The 17663-nt window shown below is 70.7% G+C and carries 18 protein-coding genes; 14 read left to right on the forward strand and 4 right to left on the reverse strand.

The window, feature by feature from the left end; genetic code table 11:
• The first annotated feature begins 107 nt into the window (after nt 1-107).
• From AB0389_RS02890 to AB0389_RS02910, 5 genes are all read left to right on the forward strand, one after another.
• Nucleotides 108-872 carry a UbiX family flavin prenyltransferase gene (locus AB0389_RS02890; protein WP_366393537.1) on the forward strand — a complete coding sequence of 255 codons (765 nt, stop codon included), beginning with the start codon at nt 108-110 and terminating at the stop codon, nt 870-872.
• 92 nt (nt 873-964) lie between these two features.
• Nucleotides 965-1417 (forward strand): Lrp/AsnC family transcriptional regulator, encoded by a 453-nt coding sequence (locus AB0389_RS02895; protein WP_366393538.1) that lies wholly within the window; start codon nt 965-967, stop codon nt 1415-1417.
• 95 nt (nt 1418-1512) lie between these two features.
• Nucleotides 1513-2706: an aminofutalosine synthase MqnE gene (mqnE, locus tag AB0389_RS02900; protein WP_366393539.1), complete on the forward strand. Its 1194-nt coding sequence runs from the start codon at nt 1513-1515 to the stop codon at nt 2704-2706.
• Nucleotides 2707-2719: 13 nt separating this feature from the next.
• On the forward strand, nt 2720-3247 hold the full coding sequence (locus AB0389_RS02905) for a GNAT family N-acetyltransferase (RefSeq protein ID WP_366393540.1): 528 nt from the start codon (nt 2720-2722) through the stop codon (nt 3245-3247).
• A 105-nt stretch (nt 3248-3352) separates the two neighbouring features.
• Nucleotides 3353-3661: a DUF4229 domain-containing protein gene (locus tag AB0389_RS02910; RefSeq protein ID WP_366393541.1), complete on the forward strand. Its 309-nt coding sequence runs from the start codon at nt 3353-3355 to the stop codon at nt 3659-3661.
• A gap of 177 nt (nt 3662-3838) precedes the next feature.
• On the opposite strand, the gene AB0389_RS02915 is transcribed toward AB0389_RS02910, so the two are convergent.
• A complete protein-coding gene (locus AB0389_RS02915) occupies nt 3839-4042 on the reverse strand; it encodes a cold-shock protein (RefSeq protein WP_003967102.1) in 204 nt (67 codons plus the stop codon).
• 342 nt (nt 4043-4384) lie between these two features.
• Between AB0389_RS02915 and AB0389_RS02920 the strand changes: the two genes are divergently transcribed.
• The 4 genes from AB0389_RS02920 to AB0389_RS02935 all read left to right on the forward strand — a co-directional run bounded on the left by AB0389_RS02920 (nt 4385) and on the right by AB0389_RS02935 (nt 8975).
• Nucleotides 4385-5296 carry a menaquinone biosynthesis protein gene (locus AB0389_RS02920; RefSeq protein WP_366393542.1) on the forward strand — a complete coding sequence of 304 codons (912 nt, stop codon included), beginning with the start codon at nt 4385-4387 and terminating at the stop codon, nt 5294-5296.
• A gap of 53 nt (nt 5297-5349) precedes the next feature.
• Nucleotides 5350-7140 (forward strand): protein kinase, encoded by a 1791-nt coding sequence (locus tag AB0389_RS02925; protein WP_366393543.1) that lies wholly within the window; start codon nt 5350-5352, stop codon nt 7138-7140.
• Nucleotides 7141-7255: 115 nt separating this feature from the next.
• Nucleotides 7256-8470: a cyclic dehypoxanthinyl futalosine synthase gene (gene mqnC, locus AB0389_RS02930; protein WP_366393544.1), complete on the forward strand. Its 1215-nt coding sequence runs from the start codon at nt 7256-7258 to the stop codon at nt 8468-8470.
• A gap of 16 nt (nt 8471-8486) precedes the next feature.
• Nucleotides 8487-8975: a hypothetical protein gene (locus AB0389_RS02935; protein ID WP_366393545.1), complete on the forward strand. Its 489-nt coding sequence runs from the start codon at nt 8487-8489 to the stop codon at nt 8973-8975.
• 9 nt (nt 8976-8984) lie between these two features.
• On the opposite strand, the gene AB0389_RS02940 is transcribed toward AB0389_RS02935, so the two are convergent.
• Nucleotides 8985-10067, reverse strand: a complete 1083-nt coding sequence (locus AB0389_RS02940) for a hydrolase (RefSeq protein WP_366393546.1) — start codon at nt 10065-10067, stop codon at nt 8985-8987.
• 298 nt (nt 10068-10365) lie between these two features.
• On the opposite strand from AB0389_RS02940, the gene AB0389_RS02945 reads away from it, so the two are divergent.
• The 4 genes from AB0389_RS02945 to AB0389_RS02960 all read left to right on the forward strand — a co-directional run bounded on the left by AB0389_RS02945 (nt 10366) and on the right by AB0389_RS02960 (nt 14967).
• Nucleotides 10366-10779 (forward strand): hypothetical protein, encoded by a 414-nt coding sequence (locus AB0389_RS02945; RefSeq protein ID WP_366393547.1) that lies wholly within the window; start codon nt 10366-10368, stop codon nt 10777-10779.
• A 4-nt stretch (nt 10780-10783) separates the two neighbouring features.
• Nucleotides 10784-13072, forward strand: coding sequence for a bifunctional polysaccharide deacetylase/glycosyltransferase family 2 protein (locus AB0389_RS02950; RefSeq protein ID WP_366393548.1), 2289 nt, complete (start codon nt 10784-10786; stop codon nt 13070-13072).
• Nucleotides 13072-14151, forward strand: a complete 1080-nt coding sequence (locus tag AB0389_RS02955; RefSeq protein WP_366393549.1) for an acyltransferase — start codon at nt 13072-13074, stop codon at nt 14149-14151. Before AB0389_RS02950 ends, AB0389_RS02955 begins: the two co-directional genes overlap by 1 nt.
• Nucleotides 14152-14274: 123 nt before the next feature.
• Nucleotides 14275-14967, forward strand: a complete 693-nt coding sequence (locus tag AB0389_RS02960) for a demethylmenaquinone methyltransferase (RefSeq protein ID WP_366393550.1) — start codon at nt 14275-14277, stop codon at nt 14965-14967.
• Nucleotides 14968-15028: 61 nt separating this feature from the next.
• Here the strand turns inward: AB0389_RS02960 and AB0389_RS02965 are convergent, their stop codons facing one another.
• Both AB0389_RS02965 and AB0389_RS02970 read right to left on the reverse strand, forming a co-directional pair.
• On the reverse strand, nt 15029-15565 hold the full coding sequence (locus AB0389_RS02965; protein ID WP_366393551.1) for a hypothetical protein: 537 nt from the start codon (nt 15563-15565) through the stop codon (nt 15029-15031).
• A 168-nt stretch (nt 15566-15733) separates the two neighbouring features.
• Nucleotides 15734-16261, reverse strand: coding sequence for a GNAT family N-acetyltransferase (locus AB0389_RS02970; RefSeq protein WP_366393759.1), 528 nt, complete (start codon nt 16259-16261; stop codon nt 15734-15736).
• Between the two features lie 107 nt (nt 16262-16368).
• Here AB0389_RS02970 and AB0389_RS02975 point away from each other — a divergent pair, with 107 nt between their 5' ends.
• On the forward strand, nt 16369-17655 hold the full coding sequence (locus AB0389_RS02975; RefSeq protein WP_366393552.1) for a geranylgeranyl reductase family protein: 1287 nt from the start codon (nt 16369-16371) through the stop codon (nt 17653-17655).
• Nucleotides 17656-17663: the final 8 nt, after the last annotated feature.

Raw genomic sequence — 17663 nt, forward strand, 5'->3', positions numbered from 1 at the left:
TCTCTTCCGGCTTCTCTTCTCCCGCTTCTTCCCGCTTCTCTCGCCCTTCCAACGTCCGGGGGGCCGCTCCCGGTTCCGGCCCGGGGCCGCCGGATAGGCTCGGACCTGTGAAGCCCGGACCGTACGCAGACGACGCCACCCCCCGACAGCCCGGGGAGCAGCCCGGGGAGCCCCGGCGGCCCTGGGTCGTCGGGGTCTCCGGCGCGTCGGGGACGCCGTACGCCGCCGCCGTGCTGCGCGGCCTGCTGGACGCCGGTGAGAGCGTCGACCTCGTCGTCAGCCGTGCCGCGCGGCTGACGCTGCTCGACGAGACCGGCATCTCCTTCCGGGACGCGCACTGGCGCGACGACCTGCGCACCTGGCTGGCGCGCGGCGCCGACGGCAAGCCCGCCACCTTCGAGCCGGGCGGCACCGGTTCCGGCGCGGGCCTCGCCGGCGTACGGCACTGGGGCGCCGGGGACCTGGCCGCCGGGCCTTCGTCCGGCTCGTACCCCGTCAAGGGCATGCTGATCGTGCCCGCGTCGACGGCGTGCGTGGCCGGGGTCGCGCTCGGCCTGTCGAAGGACCTGCTCCAGCGCGCGGCGAGCGTGACCCTGAAGGAGCGCCGCCCGCTGGTGGTCGCCGTACGGGAGACGCCGCTGAACGGGCAGACGCTGAAGCACCTGGTGGCGCTGGACGAGGCGGGCGCCGTGGTGCTGCCCGCGTCCCCCGCGTTCTACGCGGGCGCGACCCATATCCAGGACCTGGTGGATTTCGTCGCCGGGCGGGTACTGGACGCGGCAGGGGTGGAGCACCGGCTGTACCGCCGCTGGGAGGGGCAGCTGGGCGGCGGCTCGGCTCCCCGGGGCGGCCCGGTCGGCCCCGCCCGCTAGAAAGTGCCGATTCGCAGGCATCCTGCTCTACATGCCTTAGATTGGCTGTGTATTCTCGCTTGATCGCTGAATAATGGAAGGCTTTAATCCATATGGACGCCGTGGACAGGCAGCTCATCCAGGCCCTCAGGGAGAACGGCAGGGCCTCGTACGCCGAGCTGGGCAGGCTCGTCGGGCTCTCCGGCCCCAGCGTCACCGACCGTATCAACCGGCTCGAAACGGCCGGCATCATCACCGGCTACCGCGCCACCGTCGACTCGGCCTCGCTCGGTCTCGGCGTCACCGCGCTGATCGGGATCTCCCTCTCCGACGCGGCCGACCACGAGGACGTCGCCCGGCGGATGCGCGACCTCAGCGAGATCGAGGACTGCTGGTTCATCGCGGGCGACGACTCGTACATGCTCAAGGTCAGGGCCGGCGACGTGGACGGCCTGGAGCGGACGATCGGCCGGCTGAGCGGCACGAAGGGCGTCTCCCGGACGCGCACCACCATCGTTCTCTCCACGAAGTGGGAGAACCGGGTCGGTGAACTGCCCGAGGAGTGAGCCCGGGAAAGCCGTGCCCCGCCGGTCCGTCGGAGGGCCGCCTCGGGCGTTGTCAGTAGGGGGGCGTAGGCTCGGACCGCCCGATTGGTAGACGTATGGGAGGCGGCCTGATGACTGCATCTGTCCAGGATGTAGGTCGCAAGCGCGAGCTGGAGGAGAAGGTCAGGGCCGGTGAGCGGCTGACCCGTGAGGACGGCATCGCCCTCTACGAGTCGGACGACCTGGCCTGGCTCGGCGGGCTCGCGCACGAGGTCCGGACGCGCAAGAACGGTGACGTGGTCCACTTCAACGTCAACCGTCACCTCAACATGACGAACGTGTGCACGGCGTCCTGCGCCTACTGCTCGTTCCAGCGCAAGCCGGGCGAGAAGGACGCGTACACCATGCGCATCGAGGAGGCCGTCCGCCTCGCCAAGGCGATGGAGGGCGAGAACCTCACCGAGCTGCACATCGTCAACGGCCTCCACCCGACGCTGCCGTGGCGCTACTACCCGCGCTCGCTCAGCGCGCTCAAGGAAGCCCTCCCGCAGGTCTCCCTCAAGGCGTTCACCGCCACCGAGATCCACCACTTCGAGACGATCTCCGGGCTCTCCGCCTCCGAGATCCTCGACGAGCTGATCGACGCCGGTCTGGAGTCGCTGACCGGCGGCGGCGCCGAGATCTTCGACTGGGAGGTCCGGCAGCACATCGTCGACCACAACACCCACTGGGAGGACTGGTCGCGTATCCACCGGCTCGCCCACGAGAAGGGGCTCAAGACCCCGGCGACGATGCTGTACGGGCACATCGAGGAGCCCCGGCACCGGGTGGACCACGTACTGCGGCTGCGCGAACTCCAGGACGAGACCGGCGGGTTCCAGGTCTTCATCCCGCTGCGCTACCAGCACGACTTCGTGGACATGAAGGATGGCAAGGTCCGCAACCGCCTCCAGGCGCGGACGACGATGGCCACCGGTGCCGAGGCGCTGAAGACCTTCGCGGTCTCCCGGCTGCTCTTCGACAACGTCCCGCACGTCAAGGTCTTCTGGGTGATGCACGGCGTCCAGACCGCGCAACTCGCTCTCCAGCACGGCGCGGACGACATGGACGGCTCGGTCGTCGAGTACAAGATCACGCACGACGCGGACAACTACGGCACGCCGAACAAGCTCGGCCGTGAGGACCTGCTCGACCTCATCCGCGACGCGGGCTTCCGCCCCGTCGAGCGGAACACCCGTTACGAGATCATCCGCGAGTACCCGGGTCCTGACGCGGACCGCCGCGAGTCCCCGCAGCCCATGCGGATCTGAGGCGGTCCCGGACGTGGCACTCATATTCGAGCTGGACCCGAAGGTGGACGCCGCCCTGCGCGACGGGCTGCTCGCGCTCTGGGCGGACGTCACCAACGCGGGCGGCGCCGTCGGCTTCGTACCGCCCGTGACGCCCGAGGACATACGGCCCGAGCTGCTCAAACACTTCACGGCGATGGCCGAGGGCCGGTCCCGGCTGCTGGTCGGGTACGACGAGACGGGCGCCGTCGCCGCGACGGCGTTCCTCACGCTCAACACCCACCGGCTGATGCGGCACTGGCTCTGGCTCTACACCGTCATGGTGCACCCCGGCCACCAGGGCAAGGGCTACGGCCGCGACCTGATGGCCGCCGCGGCGGACGCCGCGCGCGGCCTGGACGGCATCGAGGCGATCCGGCTCACCTGCCGGGGCGGTACGGGCGCGGACACGTTCTACGCGGCCTGCGGCTACAAGGAGGTCGGCCGCGTCCCCGACGCGATCAGGGTCTCCCCGGGCGACGACCGCGACGACATCACGATGCTGCTCCCGCTGCACCGCTGAGTGCGTACCGAGGAACAGGTACCGAGGAACAGGTACCGAAGGAACAGGTACCGAACGGGACATGCTTGACTTGTTCGGACACCAGACGAGAGAGAAGGCCCCGCCGTGACCGCTGCGAAGACGAACGCCACCATCCGGTACAGCGTCATGCGCCTGGGCATCTTCGTCGGCTCGTTCGCCGTCGTGGCCGTCCTGGTCCAGTTCGGCATCCTGCCGAAGGGCCTGGGCGACTCCAACTTCATCTGGGTCCTGCTGCTCTCCCTCGTCGTCTCGGCGCCGCTCAGCTTCGTCCTGCTGCGCAAGCAGCGCGACGAGATGTCCGCCCAGCTCGCCCCCAAGGTCGACCACGCGAAGGCCAGGCTGGACGCCCGCCTGGAGTCCAACCGGACGCAGGAGGACGGCGCCGTCCAGTAGGAGCGAGCACGGAGCGGGCACGGAGCGGGCTGCCGTTACGGTTCGTAACCGCGCCGTATACGGCGGCCGGCGGCCGGCGCACCCCGCACAGGCAGGAGCCCTGCTTTCCCCACCCGAGTGGGGGAAGCAGGGCTCCTTGGTTACTGCTAAGTCGTGCGCGATCGCCGACCCGGGAGACTAGGCCGGGGTGACGTTCTCCGCCTGCGGGCCCTTCGGGCCCTGAGTGACGTCGAAGTTCACGACCTGGTTCTCCTCGAGGGAGCGGAACCCGGACGCGTTGATCGCGGAGTAGTGGACGAAGACATCCGGGCCGCCGCCGTCCTGGGCGATGAAGCCGAAGCCCTTTTCAGCGTTGAACCACTTGACGGTTCCGGTAGCCATAAGCCCTCCTTGGGCCAAAGGGTTGCCCTGCTCCAGAACCTGCAAAGAAGTCTGAAAACTACAAAAGCCTGCGGGTCACATGCTCCGCAGGCTCTGTACTGCAAGGGAAACCAAACTGCAACTTGCGGCGAGCCTAGCACGCACTCCGCGTGCAGCGGTAGAGGGAAAGATCACTTCACCCGGACGTTTGTATAGCGCCCTCCGCGCTGACGAAACGGCACGCCGAGCGGGCTCCCCGGGCGCCCCGGATCGGCCTCCACCGCCGCACAGGTCTAGCCTCGCGATGTGGAGAGTCCCGAGGAAAACACAGCGGCAGCGCCAGCAGCGGTGGCGGAAGCGGTGATGACGGACGTGCCGGCGGAAGCGGTGGCGGATGTCGCGACGGGCGTCGCGGCGGAGGCGGGCGGTGAGCCCGGGCGTACCCGGCCCCGCGTCGGCCATATTCAGTTCCTGAACTGCCTGCCCCTCTATTGGGGGCTCGCCAGGACCGGAACACTCCTTGATCTGGAGCTGACGAAGGACACCCCGGAGAAGCTCAGCGAACAGCTGATTCGGGGCGAGCTGGATATCGGCCCCATCACCCTCGTCGAATTCCTCCGTAACGCAGACGACCTTGTCGCATTCCCCGACCTCGCGGTCGGCTGCGACGGTCCTGTCATGTCCTGCGTCATCGTTTCGCAGGTGCCGCTGGAGCAGCTGGACGGTGCCCGGGTGGCGCTCGGCTCCACGTCTCGTACGTCCGTTCGACTTGCGGAGCTGCTGCTCGCCGAGCGGTACGGCGTCCAACCCGACTACTACACGTGCCCGCCCGACCTCGGGCTGATGATGCAGGACGCCGAGGCGGCCGTCCTGATCGGCGACGCCGCGCTGCGCGCCGCCCTGCACGACGCGCCCAGGCTCGGCCTCCAGGTCCATGACCTGGGGCAGATGTGGAAGGAGTGGACCGGACTGCCGTTCGTCTTCGCGGTCTGGGCGGCCCGCAAGGACTATCTGGCGCGCGAGCCGTGGCATGTGAAGAAGGCGCACGAGGCGTTCCTCGCCTCCCGGGACCTCTCGCTGGCGGAGGTCGGGCAGGTCGCCAAGCAGGCGGCGCGCTGGGAGTCCTTCGACGCGGAGCTGCTGGAGCGCTACTTCACGACGCTCGACTTCCGCTTCGGCCCCGACCAGCTCGCGGGCGTCGCCGAGTTCGCGCGCAGGACCGGACCTACGACAGGCTTCCCGGCGGACGTACATGTCGAACTGCTCGCGCCGTAGGCCCGGTCCGACCCCCTAGGCTGCTGCGCAGACGAGTCAGGGAGGCGGGGTCCATGCAGCCGCTGGAGGCAGGTGAGCCGGCGGCCGTCGGACCGTACCGGCTGCTCGGCCGGCTGGGGTCGGGCGGGATGGGGCGGGTCTATCTGGCCCGCTCCGAGGGCGGTCGTACGGTCGCGGTCAAGGTCGTCCATCCGCACTTCGCGCGCGACGACGAGTTCCGCGCCCGCTTCCGGCGCGAGGTGGAGTCGGCGCGGCGGGTCGGCGGCGTCTGGACCGCGCCGGTCCTGGACGCGGATCCGGAGGCGGACGTTCCGTGGGTGGCCACCGGCTATGTGGCGGGCCCCTCGCTGACCCAGGCGGTCGCCGGGCACGGCCCGCTGCCCGAGCGGACCGTACGGACGCTGGGCGCCGGGCTCGCGGAGGCGCTCGCGGCCGTGCACGGCCTCGGGCTCGTCCACCGGGACGTCAAGCCGTCGAACGTCCTGCTCACCCTCGACGGGCCCCGGCTGATCGACTTCGGGATCGCCCGCGCCATCGACGGCACGGCCTCGCTCACCTCGACCGGTGTCTCGGTCGGCTCGCCCGGCTATATGTCGCCCGAGCAGATACTGGCCAAGACCGTCGCCGGCGCGGCGGACGTCTTCTCGCTGGGCGCGGTGCTGGTGTACGCGGCGACGGGGACCGGGCCGTTCGCCGGTGACTCGTCGGCGGCCCTGCTCTACAAGGTGGTGCACGAGGCGCCGGAACTCGGCTCCCTCGGCGGCGAGTTGCGGGAGCTGGCCGCGTCCTGCCTCGCCAAGGACCCCGCCGCCAGGCCCGCGCCCGAGGAGATCGCCCGGCGGCTCGCGCCCGGCGACGGCGGCGCGGGGGCGCTGGTCGCGGCGGGCGGATGGCTGCCGGGGCCGCTGGTGGAGGAGGTCAGCCGGGCGGCGGTGCGGCTGCTGGACCTGGACGCTGCGGCGCCCGTGGCGGTGGTCGCGCCGGTCGGCCAGGCCGGCCCGGCTTCGGCGGCGGACACCGGGCTCGTACCGTTCAGCAGCCCGGCGCTCACCGGCGCGCCCGCCGAGCCGGTCGCCCACGCGGTGCCGGCGCAGCGGCTGTCCTTCTCCGTCACCGCCGACAGCGGTACGGATCCGGGTACGGCGCCGGGCGGGGCGTCCGGGGCCGGCGCCCGGCCGCGTACCCGCAGGATGAGCTGCACCATCGCCCTCGCCGTGGCGGGCGCGCTGGCCGTGGCGACCGTGGGCGGCGCGTTCCTCCTCGACCTCTTCCCGGGTGGCGGCAGCAGCAGTACGAGCGATGTCGGCAGCGGCACGGTAACCAGCCCCACCGGATCCGCCACCGCGCCCGCCGCCGAGCCCGGCACCGGGGCCGAGCCCGCGCCCGACGCGCCCGGCGACACCGCGCCCGGCGACACCGCGCCCGGCGACACCGCGCCCGGCGACGCCGGAGGGAGCATCGCCGAGCTGCCCGCCGGCTTCGTGGGCACCTGGAAGGGGAACGTCACCACCGGTTCCGGCCTGCCGGGGGGCACCCTCACGGCCGTATTCAGCAAGGGCGTGAAGGGCGAGGCCGTCGTCCGTACGACCAATCAGTTCCCCGGCCTCGGCGACGAACTGGCGTGCCACGGCGTCGGGACGCTGGTCTCCGTCACCTCCGACGACCGGGAGCTGCTGATCACGGAGCGCCTGGATCCGGACAAGTCCTCCGCCGCAGGTCTCTGCACCGGTGGCACGGTCGAGGTGGTCTACTCCCTCGCGGGCGACGGCTCCAGCGTCACCTACGACTCGCGGGACGCGGCGGCCGGAACTCCGCACGGCACGCTCACCCCGCAGAAGCGGTGAGCGGATCCCGAGGGCCGGTGAGTCAGTGCCTACGCCAGGCCGCTCGCCGGTCCGCCGACCCGCCTGGCGTAGGCTGGATCGGTCGTCAGCACCCCCTCGGGAAGGACCCGCCCCAGTGACCGAAAAGGCCGACCCCACGTCCGTGAACGTCGCTGGCGTCCTCGACCGTGCCGCCGCCGGCGGCCGGATCACGCCCGAGGAAGCGCTCGTCCTCTACCGTTCCGCGCCGCTGCACGCGCTGGGCTCCGCCGCCGACGCCGTACGCCGCCGCCGGTACGCGGGCACCGAGCACATCGCGACGTACATCATCGAGCGGAACATCAACTACACGAACGTATGTGTGACGGCTTGCAAGTTCTGCGCCTTCTACGCCGCGCCCAAGGACACCGCCAAGGGCTGGAGCCGCGACCTCGACGACATCCTGCGCCGCTGCGCGGAGACCGTCGAACTGGGCGGTACGCAGATCATGTTCCAGGGCGGCCACCACCCGGACTACGGCGTCGAGTACTACGAGAAGCACTTCTCCGCCATCAAGAAGGAATTCCCGCAGCTGGTCATCCACTCCCTCGGCGCCTCCGAGGTCGAGCACATGGCGCGGCTCTCCAAGGTCACGGTCGACGAGGCGATCCGGCGCATCCACGCCGCCGGTCTCGACTCCTTCGCGGGCGCCGGCGCCGAGTTGCTGCCCGCCCGGCCGCGTACGGCGATCGCCCCGCTCAAGGAGTCGGGCGAGCGCTGGCTGGAGATCATGGAGACCGCGCACGGACTGGGCGTCGAGTCCACGTCCACCATGCTCATGGGTACGGGCGAGACCAACGCCGAGCGCATCGAACACCTGCGGATGCTCCGGGACGTGCAGGACAGGACGGGCGGCTTCCGCGCGTTCATCCCGTACACGTACCAGCCGGAGAACAACAAGCTGAAGGGCCGGACGCAGGCCACCCTCTTCGAGTACCTGCGCATGATCGCGATCGCGCGCCTCTTCCTCGACAACGTCGCGCACATCCAGGGCTCCTGGCTGACCACCGGCAAGGAGGTCGGCCAGCTGTCGCTGCACTACGGCGCGGACGACCTCGGCTCGATCATGCTGGAGGAGAACGTCGTCTCGTCGGCGGGGGCCAGGCACCGCTCCAACCGGCTGGAGATCATCGACCTGATCCGCAAGGCGGGCCGCGTCCCGGCGCAGCGCGCCACGACGTACGAGCACCTCGTCGTGCACGACGATCCGGCGAACGACCCGGTCGACGACCGCGTGGCCTCGCACATCTCGTCGACGGCGATCGAGGGCGGTACGGCCCACCCCGAGCTGAAGCTCATCGCCACCAACTGAGAGCCCGGAGCCCGCGTTGGAGACCCTGCACACCGCCGACGAGGTCCGTGCGGCCTGGGACGGCCCCGACTCGGCCGGGGGCGCTGCCGTGGGCGCGGTCGTGGTGAGCGGCGACCGGATCGGCGCGATCGGTCCGTACGACGACCTGCGGGAACGTTTCCCGGCCGCCCGGGTACGGCGGTGGAGCGGCGTCCTGGGGCCCGCGCTCGTCCACGACGGGCCGCTGCCCGACGCGCCGAGCCCGCGCGAGCGGATCCACGCCGTACTGAAACGGGGCGCGGTGGCGGTGCTCGAGGAGTACGCGGCGGAGCCGGGCGTCCGGGCCGCCGCCGCGCGCGCCGGGGTGCTGGTCCTGCCGGGCGGCCGGCAGACGGACCGGACGGACCGGACGGACCGGCGTACGGCGATCGTGGAGGCGGGCCGCGCCGACCTCGCGGTGTTCGACGCGGACGGGCGGTGCGTGGCGACGGTGTGCGCGGGGCGGCTGCTGCACCGGCGGGCCTGAGCGACCGGCTCAGTCGGTCTCCGTACCGGCGAGCGCCTTCGCGAAGGCGCCCGTCTCCTGGTCGACGCCGCTGCACGTGTCCGACGCCTTGGCCGTCGACACCCCGTCCGCGCACCGCTGATCGCGGAAGGTCGCCCACATGGAGAGCGCGCCCACGCCCTTCCGCCGGGCGAACGTACGGAGTTGGGCCGCGTCCGCGAGGGTGAAGGTCTCGCCGGCGACATCGTTGACGCCGATCATCGCGGTGATGTGCAGGGCCCGCCACGCCTTGGCGGACGACAGCCCGAGGGCGTCGGCTATCTGGCCGTGCGCGGCCTCGGCGGCGCTCTCGGCGTAGTCGCCCATGTCGCCGGTGTCCGAGGTGCTGTAGTTCATGGCCATGATGTTCACGGCCGAGAGGTCCACGCCCTGTTTCGCGGCGTCGGTGAGGACGGCGGTCGCGGTCTTCTCCAGGCCGTCGGGCATCACCGGCAGGGTGTAGGTGATGTCGAGGTCGCGCTTCCGCTGGAGCTGGGCGAGCGCCTTGTTCCGCAGGGTGATCGAGGCGGTGTCGGTGAGGGCGCTGCCCTCGATGTCGAAGTCGGCCTTGGACGCGCCGATCGCGTCGAGCGCCTTCGCGTAGGCCGCCGCGAGCTTGTCGGCACTGCCGCAGGCGAGCGCCAGCTCGGTGCTGGCGGCGCCACCGAAGGAGACCCGGATATCGGCGCCTGAGGCGGTCAGCTTCGCCGTACGGGCCGCCACGGCCGCGCTGTCGTACGCCGCCGTACCGCCCCAGGCGGGGGCGCACGTGGCGCTGCCGTCCGTGCCGTCGGCCACAGCGAAGGCGAGGTTGTACGTGGCCGGGGAGCCGGTCGTGTCGGTGCTCGCGGCGGTGGTGGCGCTGACGTACGGGGCGAAGGCGGTCGTGGTGGTGGCGGTGCCCGCGCCCTTGCCCGTATCGCTGGAGGGCCCGCCGGGCCCCGACGGCGCGCCCGGAGGTGCGGAGCCCTGGCCGGTGTCGGCGGCCGTACCCGTCGAGCAGCCCGCGCAGGCCAGGCTCAGCGCGACCGCTCCTGCCAGCCATACCGCCGCCCGGTTCGGGAAACTCCGCATGGTGAATGCACCTGCTTTCGTGATTTCCGTCTCGGAACGAAGGACATGAAGGACAAGAAGACGGAAGCGAGCCTCTCACGGGCGAATGGGGTGACGGACCGCACAGCAGCCCGGAAAGCTGTTCGGGATCTTCTGCCAACTGCCGCTTTCACGCTGCGGGTTATGGGGTGCGGAGAGTACCCCGGACGGTGGTCCGCGCGGTGCTTTTCTCAGCTCATTGACAGGGATGGACCGCATTCATAGCAATGCCGACCGGGAAGCACAGGATTCACACATAACCAACGGCGACCGTGCTCGCATGCATTCCGACTCCGCCCTTGAGAACCGATCAGCGCCGCGTGGCCGCCGCCGTCGCAAGCGTGGCACCGGCCACCGGGAAGGCCCCGTATTCGTGGACACGTCAGGACGCAGGTCCCGGCTGCTGCGCCGCGCGGGGATCGTGTTCGGCGTGGTCTGCGTCGGCTATGTCGCCGTGCTCGGGCTCGCCTTCATGGGCGGGATCTCCCTGACACCGTCGGAGATCTCGCCGTTCAACGGCGGTCCCGCGGCGGCGGAGGGCGGGGGCGGCGCCGGTGGCGCGGGGAACGTACCGCCGGGGGAGGGGGCGCCGCCGAGCGGGATGCCGTCGGCGCCGCCGAGCGGACAGCCGAGCGGTATGCCCACAGGCGCGCCTTCCGGTGCGCCCTCTGCCTCGACCGGCAGTGGCAACTGATCCGATGGCCGGCACCAACAGCACCAACAGCACCAACGCCTCCAGCCGTAAACGCCGTCACGCCACCCCCAGCCGTATCGGGCAGGTCCGCCGCCAGGCGATCCCCAAGCCGCGCGTGGTCGTGGCCCTGCTGCTCCTCGTCGGGCTGGTCAGCGTGCTGCTGCTCGACGGCTATCTGCGCTCCGAGGTCGGCGGCGACCAGCGCGTACGGTCCGACGCGAGCAGCAGCGAGGTGCCCGACTCGGTCTCCGACGGCGGGCCCTTTCTCACCTTCGCGAACGGGCGCCCGCGCACCCAGTCCGTGGCCGACAAAACCATCGTTCTGACATTCGACGACGGCCCGGATCCCGAGTACACCGACCAGGTACTCAAGATCCTCGACGACAATGACGTACCCGGCACTTTCTTTCTGATCGGCTCCATGATTTCCCGCTATCCGGGCGTGGTGAAGAAGATGGTCGCGGACGGGAACGAGGTCGGCGTCCATACGTTCACCCATGTCGATCTCTCGTACCAGAGCGCGGCCCGCGTCAAGCGCGAAATAGCGCAGACCCAACTGGCGTTGGCGGGCGCGGCGGGAATTACGACCACGCTGTTCCGGGCTCCGTACTCGTCCACGAACGACGCGATCGACAATGAGAGCTGGCCGGTCTACCAGCGGCTCGGCGCGATGGGGTACACCAGCGTCTTCATCGACACCGACAGCGAGGACTGGCAGCTGCCGGGGGTCGACAAGATCATCAAGTGGGCGACGCCGAAGAGCGGCAAGGGCGCGGCGGTGCTCTTCCACGACGCGGGCGGCAACCGCGACGAGACGCTGGTGGCGCTGCCCAAGTACATCAAGCAGATGAAGGCGAAGGGCTACACCTTCACCACGGTCAGCGGCGCCCAACAGCAGCAGCAACAGCAGGATCAGCAGGGAGGAAACGGGTTCGGTGGCCCGCAAGGGAATCAGGGGGGCCCGCAGAGCGCCCAGGGTGGCAACCTCCTCCAGGCCGCCCACCACAAGGCCACCGGCACCACCCTCTGGGAGGGCCGTGCGCTGATCGCCGCCGTCGCCGTCGCCGAGTGGTCCGTACCCGGTCTCGCGGCCGGTCTCGCGGTCGTCGGCGTCGCCGTGATGGGCCGGTTCGGGCTGATGCTGATCCTCGCCCGCCGCCACTACCGGCAGCGCAACAGACGGCGCTTCGCGTGGGGGCCGCCGGTGTACGAACCGGTGAGCGTCATCGTGCCCGCGTACAACGAGAAGGAGTGCATCGCCAACACCCTCAACTCCCTCGCCGCGAGCACCCACCCCATCGAGATCGTCCTCGTGGACGACGGTTCCACCGACGGCACGGCCGAGATCGCCGAGTCCCTGGGGCTGCCCAACGTCCGCGTCATCCGCCAGGAGAACGCCGGGAAGTCGGCCGCGCTCAACAACGGCGTACGGCAGGCCAGGTACGACATCGTCGTGATGATGGACGGCGACACCGTCTTCGAGCCGGACACCGTACGGCTGCTCGTCCAGCCCTTCGGCGACCCGGGGATCGGCGCGGTCGCCGGCAACGCCAAGGTCGGCAACCGCGACACCATGATCGGTGCCTGGCAGCACATCGAGTACGTGATGGGCTTCAACCTCGACCGCCGCATGTACGACCTGCTGCGCTGCATGCCCACCATCCCCGGCGCGATCGGCGCCTTCCGCCGGGAGGCCGTCCTCGAGGTCGGCGGCATGAGCGAGGACACCCTCGCCGAGGACACCGACATCACCATCGCCCTCCACCGGGCCGGCTGGCGCGTCGTCTACGCCGAGCACGCGCGCGCCTGGACCGAGGCGCCCGCGAGCCTCGGGCAGCTGTGGCGGCAGCGCTACCGCTGGAGTTACGGCACGATGCAGGCGCTGTGGAAGCACCGCAGGTCGGTCCTGGACCGGGGGCCCTCGGGCCGGTTCGGCCGGGTGGGCATGCCGCTCGTGGTGCTCTTCCAGGTGGTCACGCCCGTCTTCGCGCCCCTCATCGACGTGTTCACCGTGTACGCGATGATCTTCGTGGACTTCAAGGCGTCGCTGCTGGCGTGGCTGGCCGTCCTGCTCGTACAACTGCTCTGCGCCGCGTACGCGTTCCGGCTCGACCGGGAGAAGTACCGCTATCTGCTGATGCTGCCGCTCCAGCAGGTCGCCTACCGGCAGCTGATGTATCTCGTGCTGATCCACTCCAGCGTCACGGCGCTCACGGGTGGCCGGCTGCGCTGGCAGAAGCTGAAGCGCACCGGCCAGGTCGGCACGCCGCAGGCCGGGACGGAGGCGCTCTGATGGCGGGCGGCGCGCACCGCAGAGGGGCGGCGGCGGAGGCGTCTGCGGGAGCCGCGCCCGGCGGGGGCCGCGACCGGTACTTCGACGCGCTGCGCGCCTTCGCGCTGGTCCGGGTCGTCACGTACCACACCTTCGAATGGCCCTGGCTGGGGCTGGTCTTCCCGTCGATGGGGGTGATGTTCGCGCTCGCCGGGTCGCTGATGGCCCGCTCCCTGGAGCGGCCGGCCGGGCGGGTCATCCGGAGCAGGCTGCGGCGGCTGCTGATCCCGCTGTGGGTCTTCGCGCTGGTCCTCGTGGTGGCGATGGCGAAGCACGGATGGCTGCCCGGCGCGGACATCCTCTACTGGGTGCTGCCGGTGGGGGATCCGCCGGGCAACGCGTGGGGCGAGCAGGCGTGGGCGGTGCTCTGGTATCTGCGTACGTACCTCTGGTTCGTGCTGCTGTCGCCGGTGCTGCTGCGGGCGTTCCGGCTCGCGCCCCTTCCCGTGCTGCTGCTCTCCCTCGTCCCGGTCGTCGTCTTCGAGACGGTGTGGAGCGTGCCGGACGGGCGGCTCGGCAGCGCGCTCAGCGATCTGTCCGTCTTTCTCTTCTGCTGGCTGCTCGGCTTCGCCCACCGCGACGGGGTGCTGGACCGGCTGGGGCCGGGCGCGGTGATCGGGGCGGCGCTGCCGCTGATGGCCGTCGGCGGCTGGTGGGCCTTCGGCCATCAGGTCGACGGTACGTACGACCTGGACGACATCCCGCTCGCCCAGGCGCTGTGGTCCGGGGGGTTCGTGCTGCTGCTGTTGCGGTTCCGGCCGGACTTCGGCCGGCTCGCGCGGTGGCCGGTGGCCGACCGGATCGTGAAGATCTTCAACGCGCGCGCGGTGACGGTCTATCTCTGGCACGAGGTGGCGCTGATGGTGTCCGTGCCGCTGATCGATCTGATGTGGAACGTCCCGGCCTTCGAGCAGGATCTGCCGCTCGACAGCCAGTGGTTCCAGTTCGGGGTCGCGTGGGTGCTGATCGCCGTCGCCGTCGCGCTCTTCGGCTGGGTGGAGGACGTCGCCGCGAAACGGGCACCGAGGCTCCTGCCCTGACGGCTCCGACGGCGATGGCTGATGCCCCGACGCCCCTGACGGCCCCGACGCCCCTGACGCCCCTGACGGCCCTGACGGCCCTGACACGGGAGGCCCGGGGCACGCCCTGCCACAATGGAGGGCGTGACCCGAGCATCCCTGGACAAGCAGCCGCACGAAGTCGCCTCGATGTTCGACGAAGTGGCGGCGAACTACGACCTCACCAACGATGTGCTCTCGCTCGGCCAGGCCCGGCGGTGGCGCAAGGAGGTCGCCAAGGCCGTGAACGCGCGTCCGGCGGAGAAGGTCCTCGACCTGGCGGCCGGCACCGCCACCTCCTCGCTGACCTTCGCCGCCACCGGCGCGTACGTGGTGCCCTGCGACTTCTCGCTGGGCATGCTGCGCGAGGGCAAGAAGCGGCACGGGTGGATGCCGTTCACGGCGGGCGACGCGACGAAGCTGCCGTTCGCCGACGAGGTGTTCGACGCGGTGACGATCTCCTTCGGCCTGCGCAACGTCCAGGACACCGATCTCGCGCTGCGTGAGCTGTACCGGGTGACGAAGCCGGGCGGGCGCGTGGTGATCTGCGAGTTCTCCCACCCGACCTGGGCGCCCTTCCGGACGGTGTACGAGGAGTACCTGATGCGCGCGCTCCCGCCGACCGCGCGCGCCGTCTCCTCCAACCCCGACGCGTATGTCTATCTCGCCGAGTCGATCCGCGACTGGCCGGACCAGCCGGCGCTCGCGGCCCGGCTCCAGCGGGCCGGCTGGTCGAAGGTGGCGTGGCGCGATCTGACGGGTGGGGTCGTGGCCCTGCACCGGGGCGTACGCGCCTGAGCGGGGGCCGTGACGGACTCGCGGGTTCCGTGAGCCCGCCGCGGCACCGGCTCGGTGCCCGTCAGTTCCAGGGGTTGGCGGCCTGGTCGTCGATGGCCACCCAGAAGCGGGTGTTCTCCGGCAGATAGCCGTGGGCCCAGAACGACCAGCCGCCCGACCACGACAGATCGGGACCGTAGCGGCCGTCATGGAACTCGGCCATCCGCCAGCCCGGCCCGTAGTACTGGGCGCACAGCGCGTCGGCCACGGCCCGGCCGGTCAGTGTGCTGCCCTGGACGGGCGGGGTCGCGGCGACCGTGCCGCGCGCCCATCCGGTATAGAAGTCCGGGGTGACACTGGCGGGCAGGGGCGCGTTCGTGATTCTCAGACACAGCACGGGCAGTGTCTCGCTCGCCGGGGTGTCGCCGTTGTACGCGTCGGTCACGGCGTCGGAGCTGGGCTGGACGGTGCCGTCGCTCCCCTTGTTGACCACGCTCCAGGTCATCCCGGGGTGGTCGGCGGCGACGGCCGCCCGGGCGGGAGAGGCGGCCAGCGGCATCAGTACGAGCGAGGCGGCCGTGGCGAGGGCGGCCGTCGTCCGGGCCAGTAGCTTCTTCAAGGATCGCTCCTTCGGTGAGACCGGCCCGGGCAGGGCCGGTGCTCGCACAGCATCCGGGGAAGCGACTGATCCCTTTCGCTTTACTTCAGTACTTGGCCGCAAATGACACATCGATGCCTGAGTGGTGACTCTTGTGGCGGTGCTCCGGCATATGCAGGGGCTGCCGGGTCACAGGTCGAGCCGGAAGCAGAGCGCCCGCTGCTCCGTCCCGTCCGTCTTCGAGGAGAACGAGAACGCGGACGTCTCGTCCTCCTCCATGCCCAGCCGCCTGGCCAACGCCGCCGAGCGGGTGTTGCGGGAGTTGACCATCGCCACGACGCGCTCGACGCCCGCCGCCCGGACCCGCTCCAGTGTGGTGCGGGCGGCGGCCGTCGCGTAGCCCCGGCCCCAGTGCGCCCGGCCCAGGCGCCAGCCGATCTCTATCTCGCCGACCGGCCCCATGTGCTGGTGCGGCCAGGGCTGGGCGCCGGTGAAGCCGATGACCTCGCCCTGCCCGTCCAGCATCGTCCAGAAGCAGAAGCCGCGCTCCGCGTCGTGCCTGCGCTGCCGCGCGGTCAGCTCCGCGTACACCGAGAGTTCGGCGGGGGCGCCGCCGTGGAACTCCATCACCTCACGGTCGTTGAAGACCTCGTGCCAGAGGAACGCGTCCTCCTCCGTGGGCACGCGGAGCTGTACCACGGGGAGCGGCTTGGTGATGTGGTCCACGAGGGCAGCCCTTCACTGGGGAGATCGGTACGCACCCATAGACTGCACATGTCGAGTGCCGACCGGTACGCCATTTCTAGTCTTCGGGAGAACCCGCTGTGACCGAGCCCCTCTCCGAAAACACCGCGGATGTCATCGTCGTCGGCGCCGGACCGGCCGGTTCGACGACGGCGTACTACCTGGCCAAGGCCGGACTCGACGTCCTGCTGCTGGAGAAGACGGCCTTCCCGCGCGAGAAGGTCTGCGGCGACGGCCTGACGCCCCGCGCCACCAAGCAGTTGGTGTCGATGGGGATCGACATCTCCGAAGAGGCCGGCTGGCTGCGGAACAAGGGCCTGCGGATCATCGGCGGCGGCGTACGGCTCCAGCTCGACTGGCCGGACCTCGCCGCGTATCCGGACTACGGACTGGTCCGCAAGCGGGACGACTTCGACGACCTGCTCGCCCGCCAGGCCCAGAAGGCCGGCGCCCGGCTGTACGAGCGGTGCAACGTCGGAGCCCCGATCCTGGACGAGCGCACCGGCCGGATCGTCGGTGTGCACGCCAAGCTCGGCGAGGAGAAGACCCCGGTCACCTTCCGCGCGCCGCTCGTCGTCGCCGCCGACGGCAACTCGACACGGCTCTCCCTCGCGATGGGCCTCCACCGGCGCGAGGACCGGCCGATGGGGGTGGCCGTCCGCACGTACTTCACCTCGCCCCGCCACGACGACGACTATCTGGAGTCCTGGCTGGAGCTGTGGGACCGGCGAGGCCCCGGCGAGGACAAGCTGCTGCCCGGCTACGGCTGGGTCTTCGGCATGGGCGACGGTACGTCCAACGTCGGCCTGGGGATCCTCAACTCGTCCTCCGCGTACCAGGAGCTGGACTGGCGCGAGGTGCTCAAGGCCTGGTGCGCCTCGATGCCGGAGGAGTGGGGGTACACCCCGGACAACATGACGGGGCCGATCCGCGGCGCCGCGCTGCCGATGGCGTTCAACCGGCAGCCGCACTACACCAAGGGCCTGCTGCTGGTCGGTGACGCGGGCGGCATGGTCAACCCGTTCAACGGCGAGGGCATCGCGTACGCCATGGAGTCGGGGCAGATCGCGGCGGACGTCATCGTCCAGGCCCATGCCCGCGCCACCCCCGGCCAGCGCGAACTGGCGCTGCGGCACTATCCGAAGATCCTCAAGGACACCTACGGCGGCTACTACACGCTGGGCCGCGCGTTCGTGAAGATCATCGGCAACCCGAAGGTCATGAAGCTGGCCACCCAGCACGGGCTGACCCATCCGCTGCTGATGAAGTTCACCCTGAAGATGCTGGCGAACCTGACGGATCCGACGGGCGGTGACGCGATGGACCGCGTCATCAACGGCCTGTCGAAGGTGGCGCCGAAAGCCTGAGACCGGGG

Source organism: Streptomyces sp. NPDC093109 (genome assembly GCF_040701725.1).
GTDB lineage: Bacteria > Actinomycetota > Actinomycetes > Streptomycetales > Streptomycetaceae > Streptomyces.

Excerpts from the sequence above, each read along its gene's own strand:
- AB0389_RS02895 (WP_366393538.1), top strand. The coding sequence starts at position 965 with ATGGACGCCGTGGACAGGCAGCTCATCCAGGCCCTCAGGGAGAACGGC.
- AB0389_RS02950 (WP_366393548.1), top strand. The coding sequence starts at position 10,784 with ATGGCCGGCACCAACAGCACCAACAGCACCAACGCCTCCAGCCGTAAA.
- AB0389_RS02940 (WP_366393546.1), bottom strand. The coding sequence starts at position 10,067 with ATGCGGAGTTTCCCGAACCGGGCGGCGGTATGGCTGGCAGGAGCGGTC.
- AB0389_RS02925 (WP_366393543.1), top strand. The coding sequence starts at position 5,350 with ATGCAGCCGCTGGAGGCAGGTGAGCCGGCGGCCGTCGGACCGTACCGG.
- AB0389_RS02920 (WP_366393542.1), top strand. The coding sequence starts at position 4,385 with ATGACGGACGTGCCGGCGGAAGCGGTGGCGGATGTCGCGACGGGCGTC.
- AB0389_RS02915 (WP_003967102.1), bottom strand. The coding sequence starts at position 4,042 with ATGGCTACCGGAACCGTCAAGTGGTTCAACGCTGAAAAGGGCTTCGGC.
- AB0389_RS02955 (WP_366393549.1), top strand. The coding sequence starts at position 13,072 with ATGGCGGGCGGCGCGCACCGCAGAGGGGCGGCGGCGGAGGCGTCTGCG.
- mqnE (WP_366393539.1), top strand. The coding sequence starts at position 1,513 with ATGGGAGGCGGCCTGATGACTGCATCTGTCCAGGATGTAGGTCGCAAG.
- AB0389_RS02945 (WP_366393547.1), top strand. The coding sequence starts at position 10,366 with ATGCATTCCGACTCCGCCCTTGAGAACCGATCAGCGCCGCGTGGCCGC.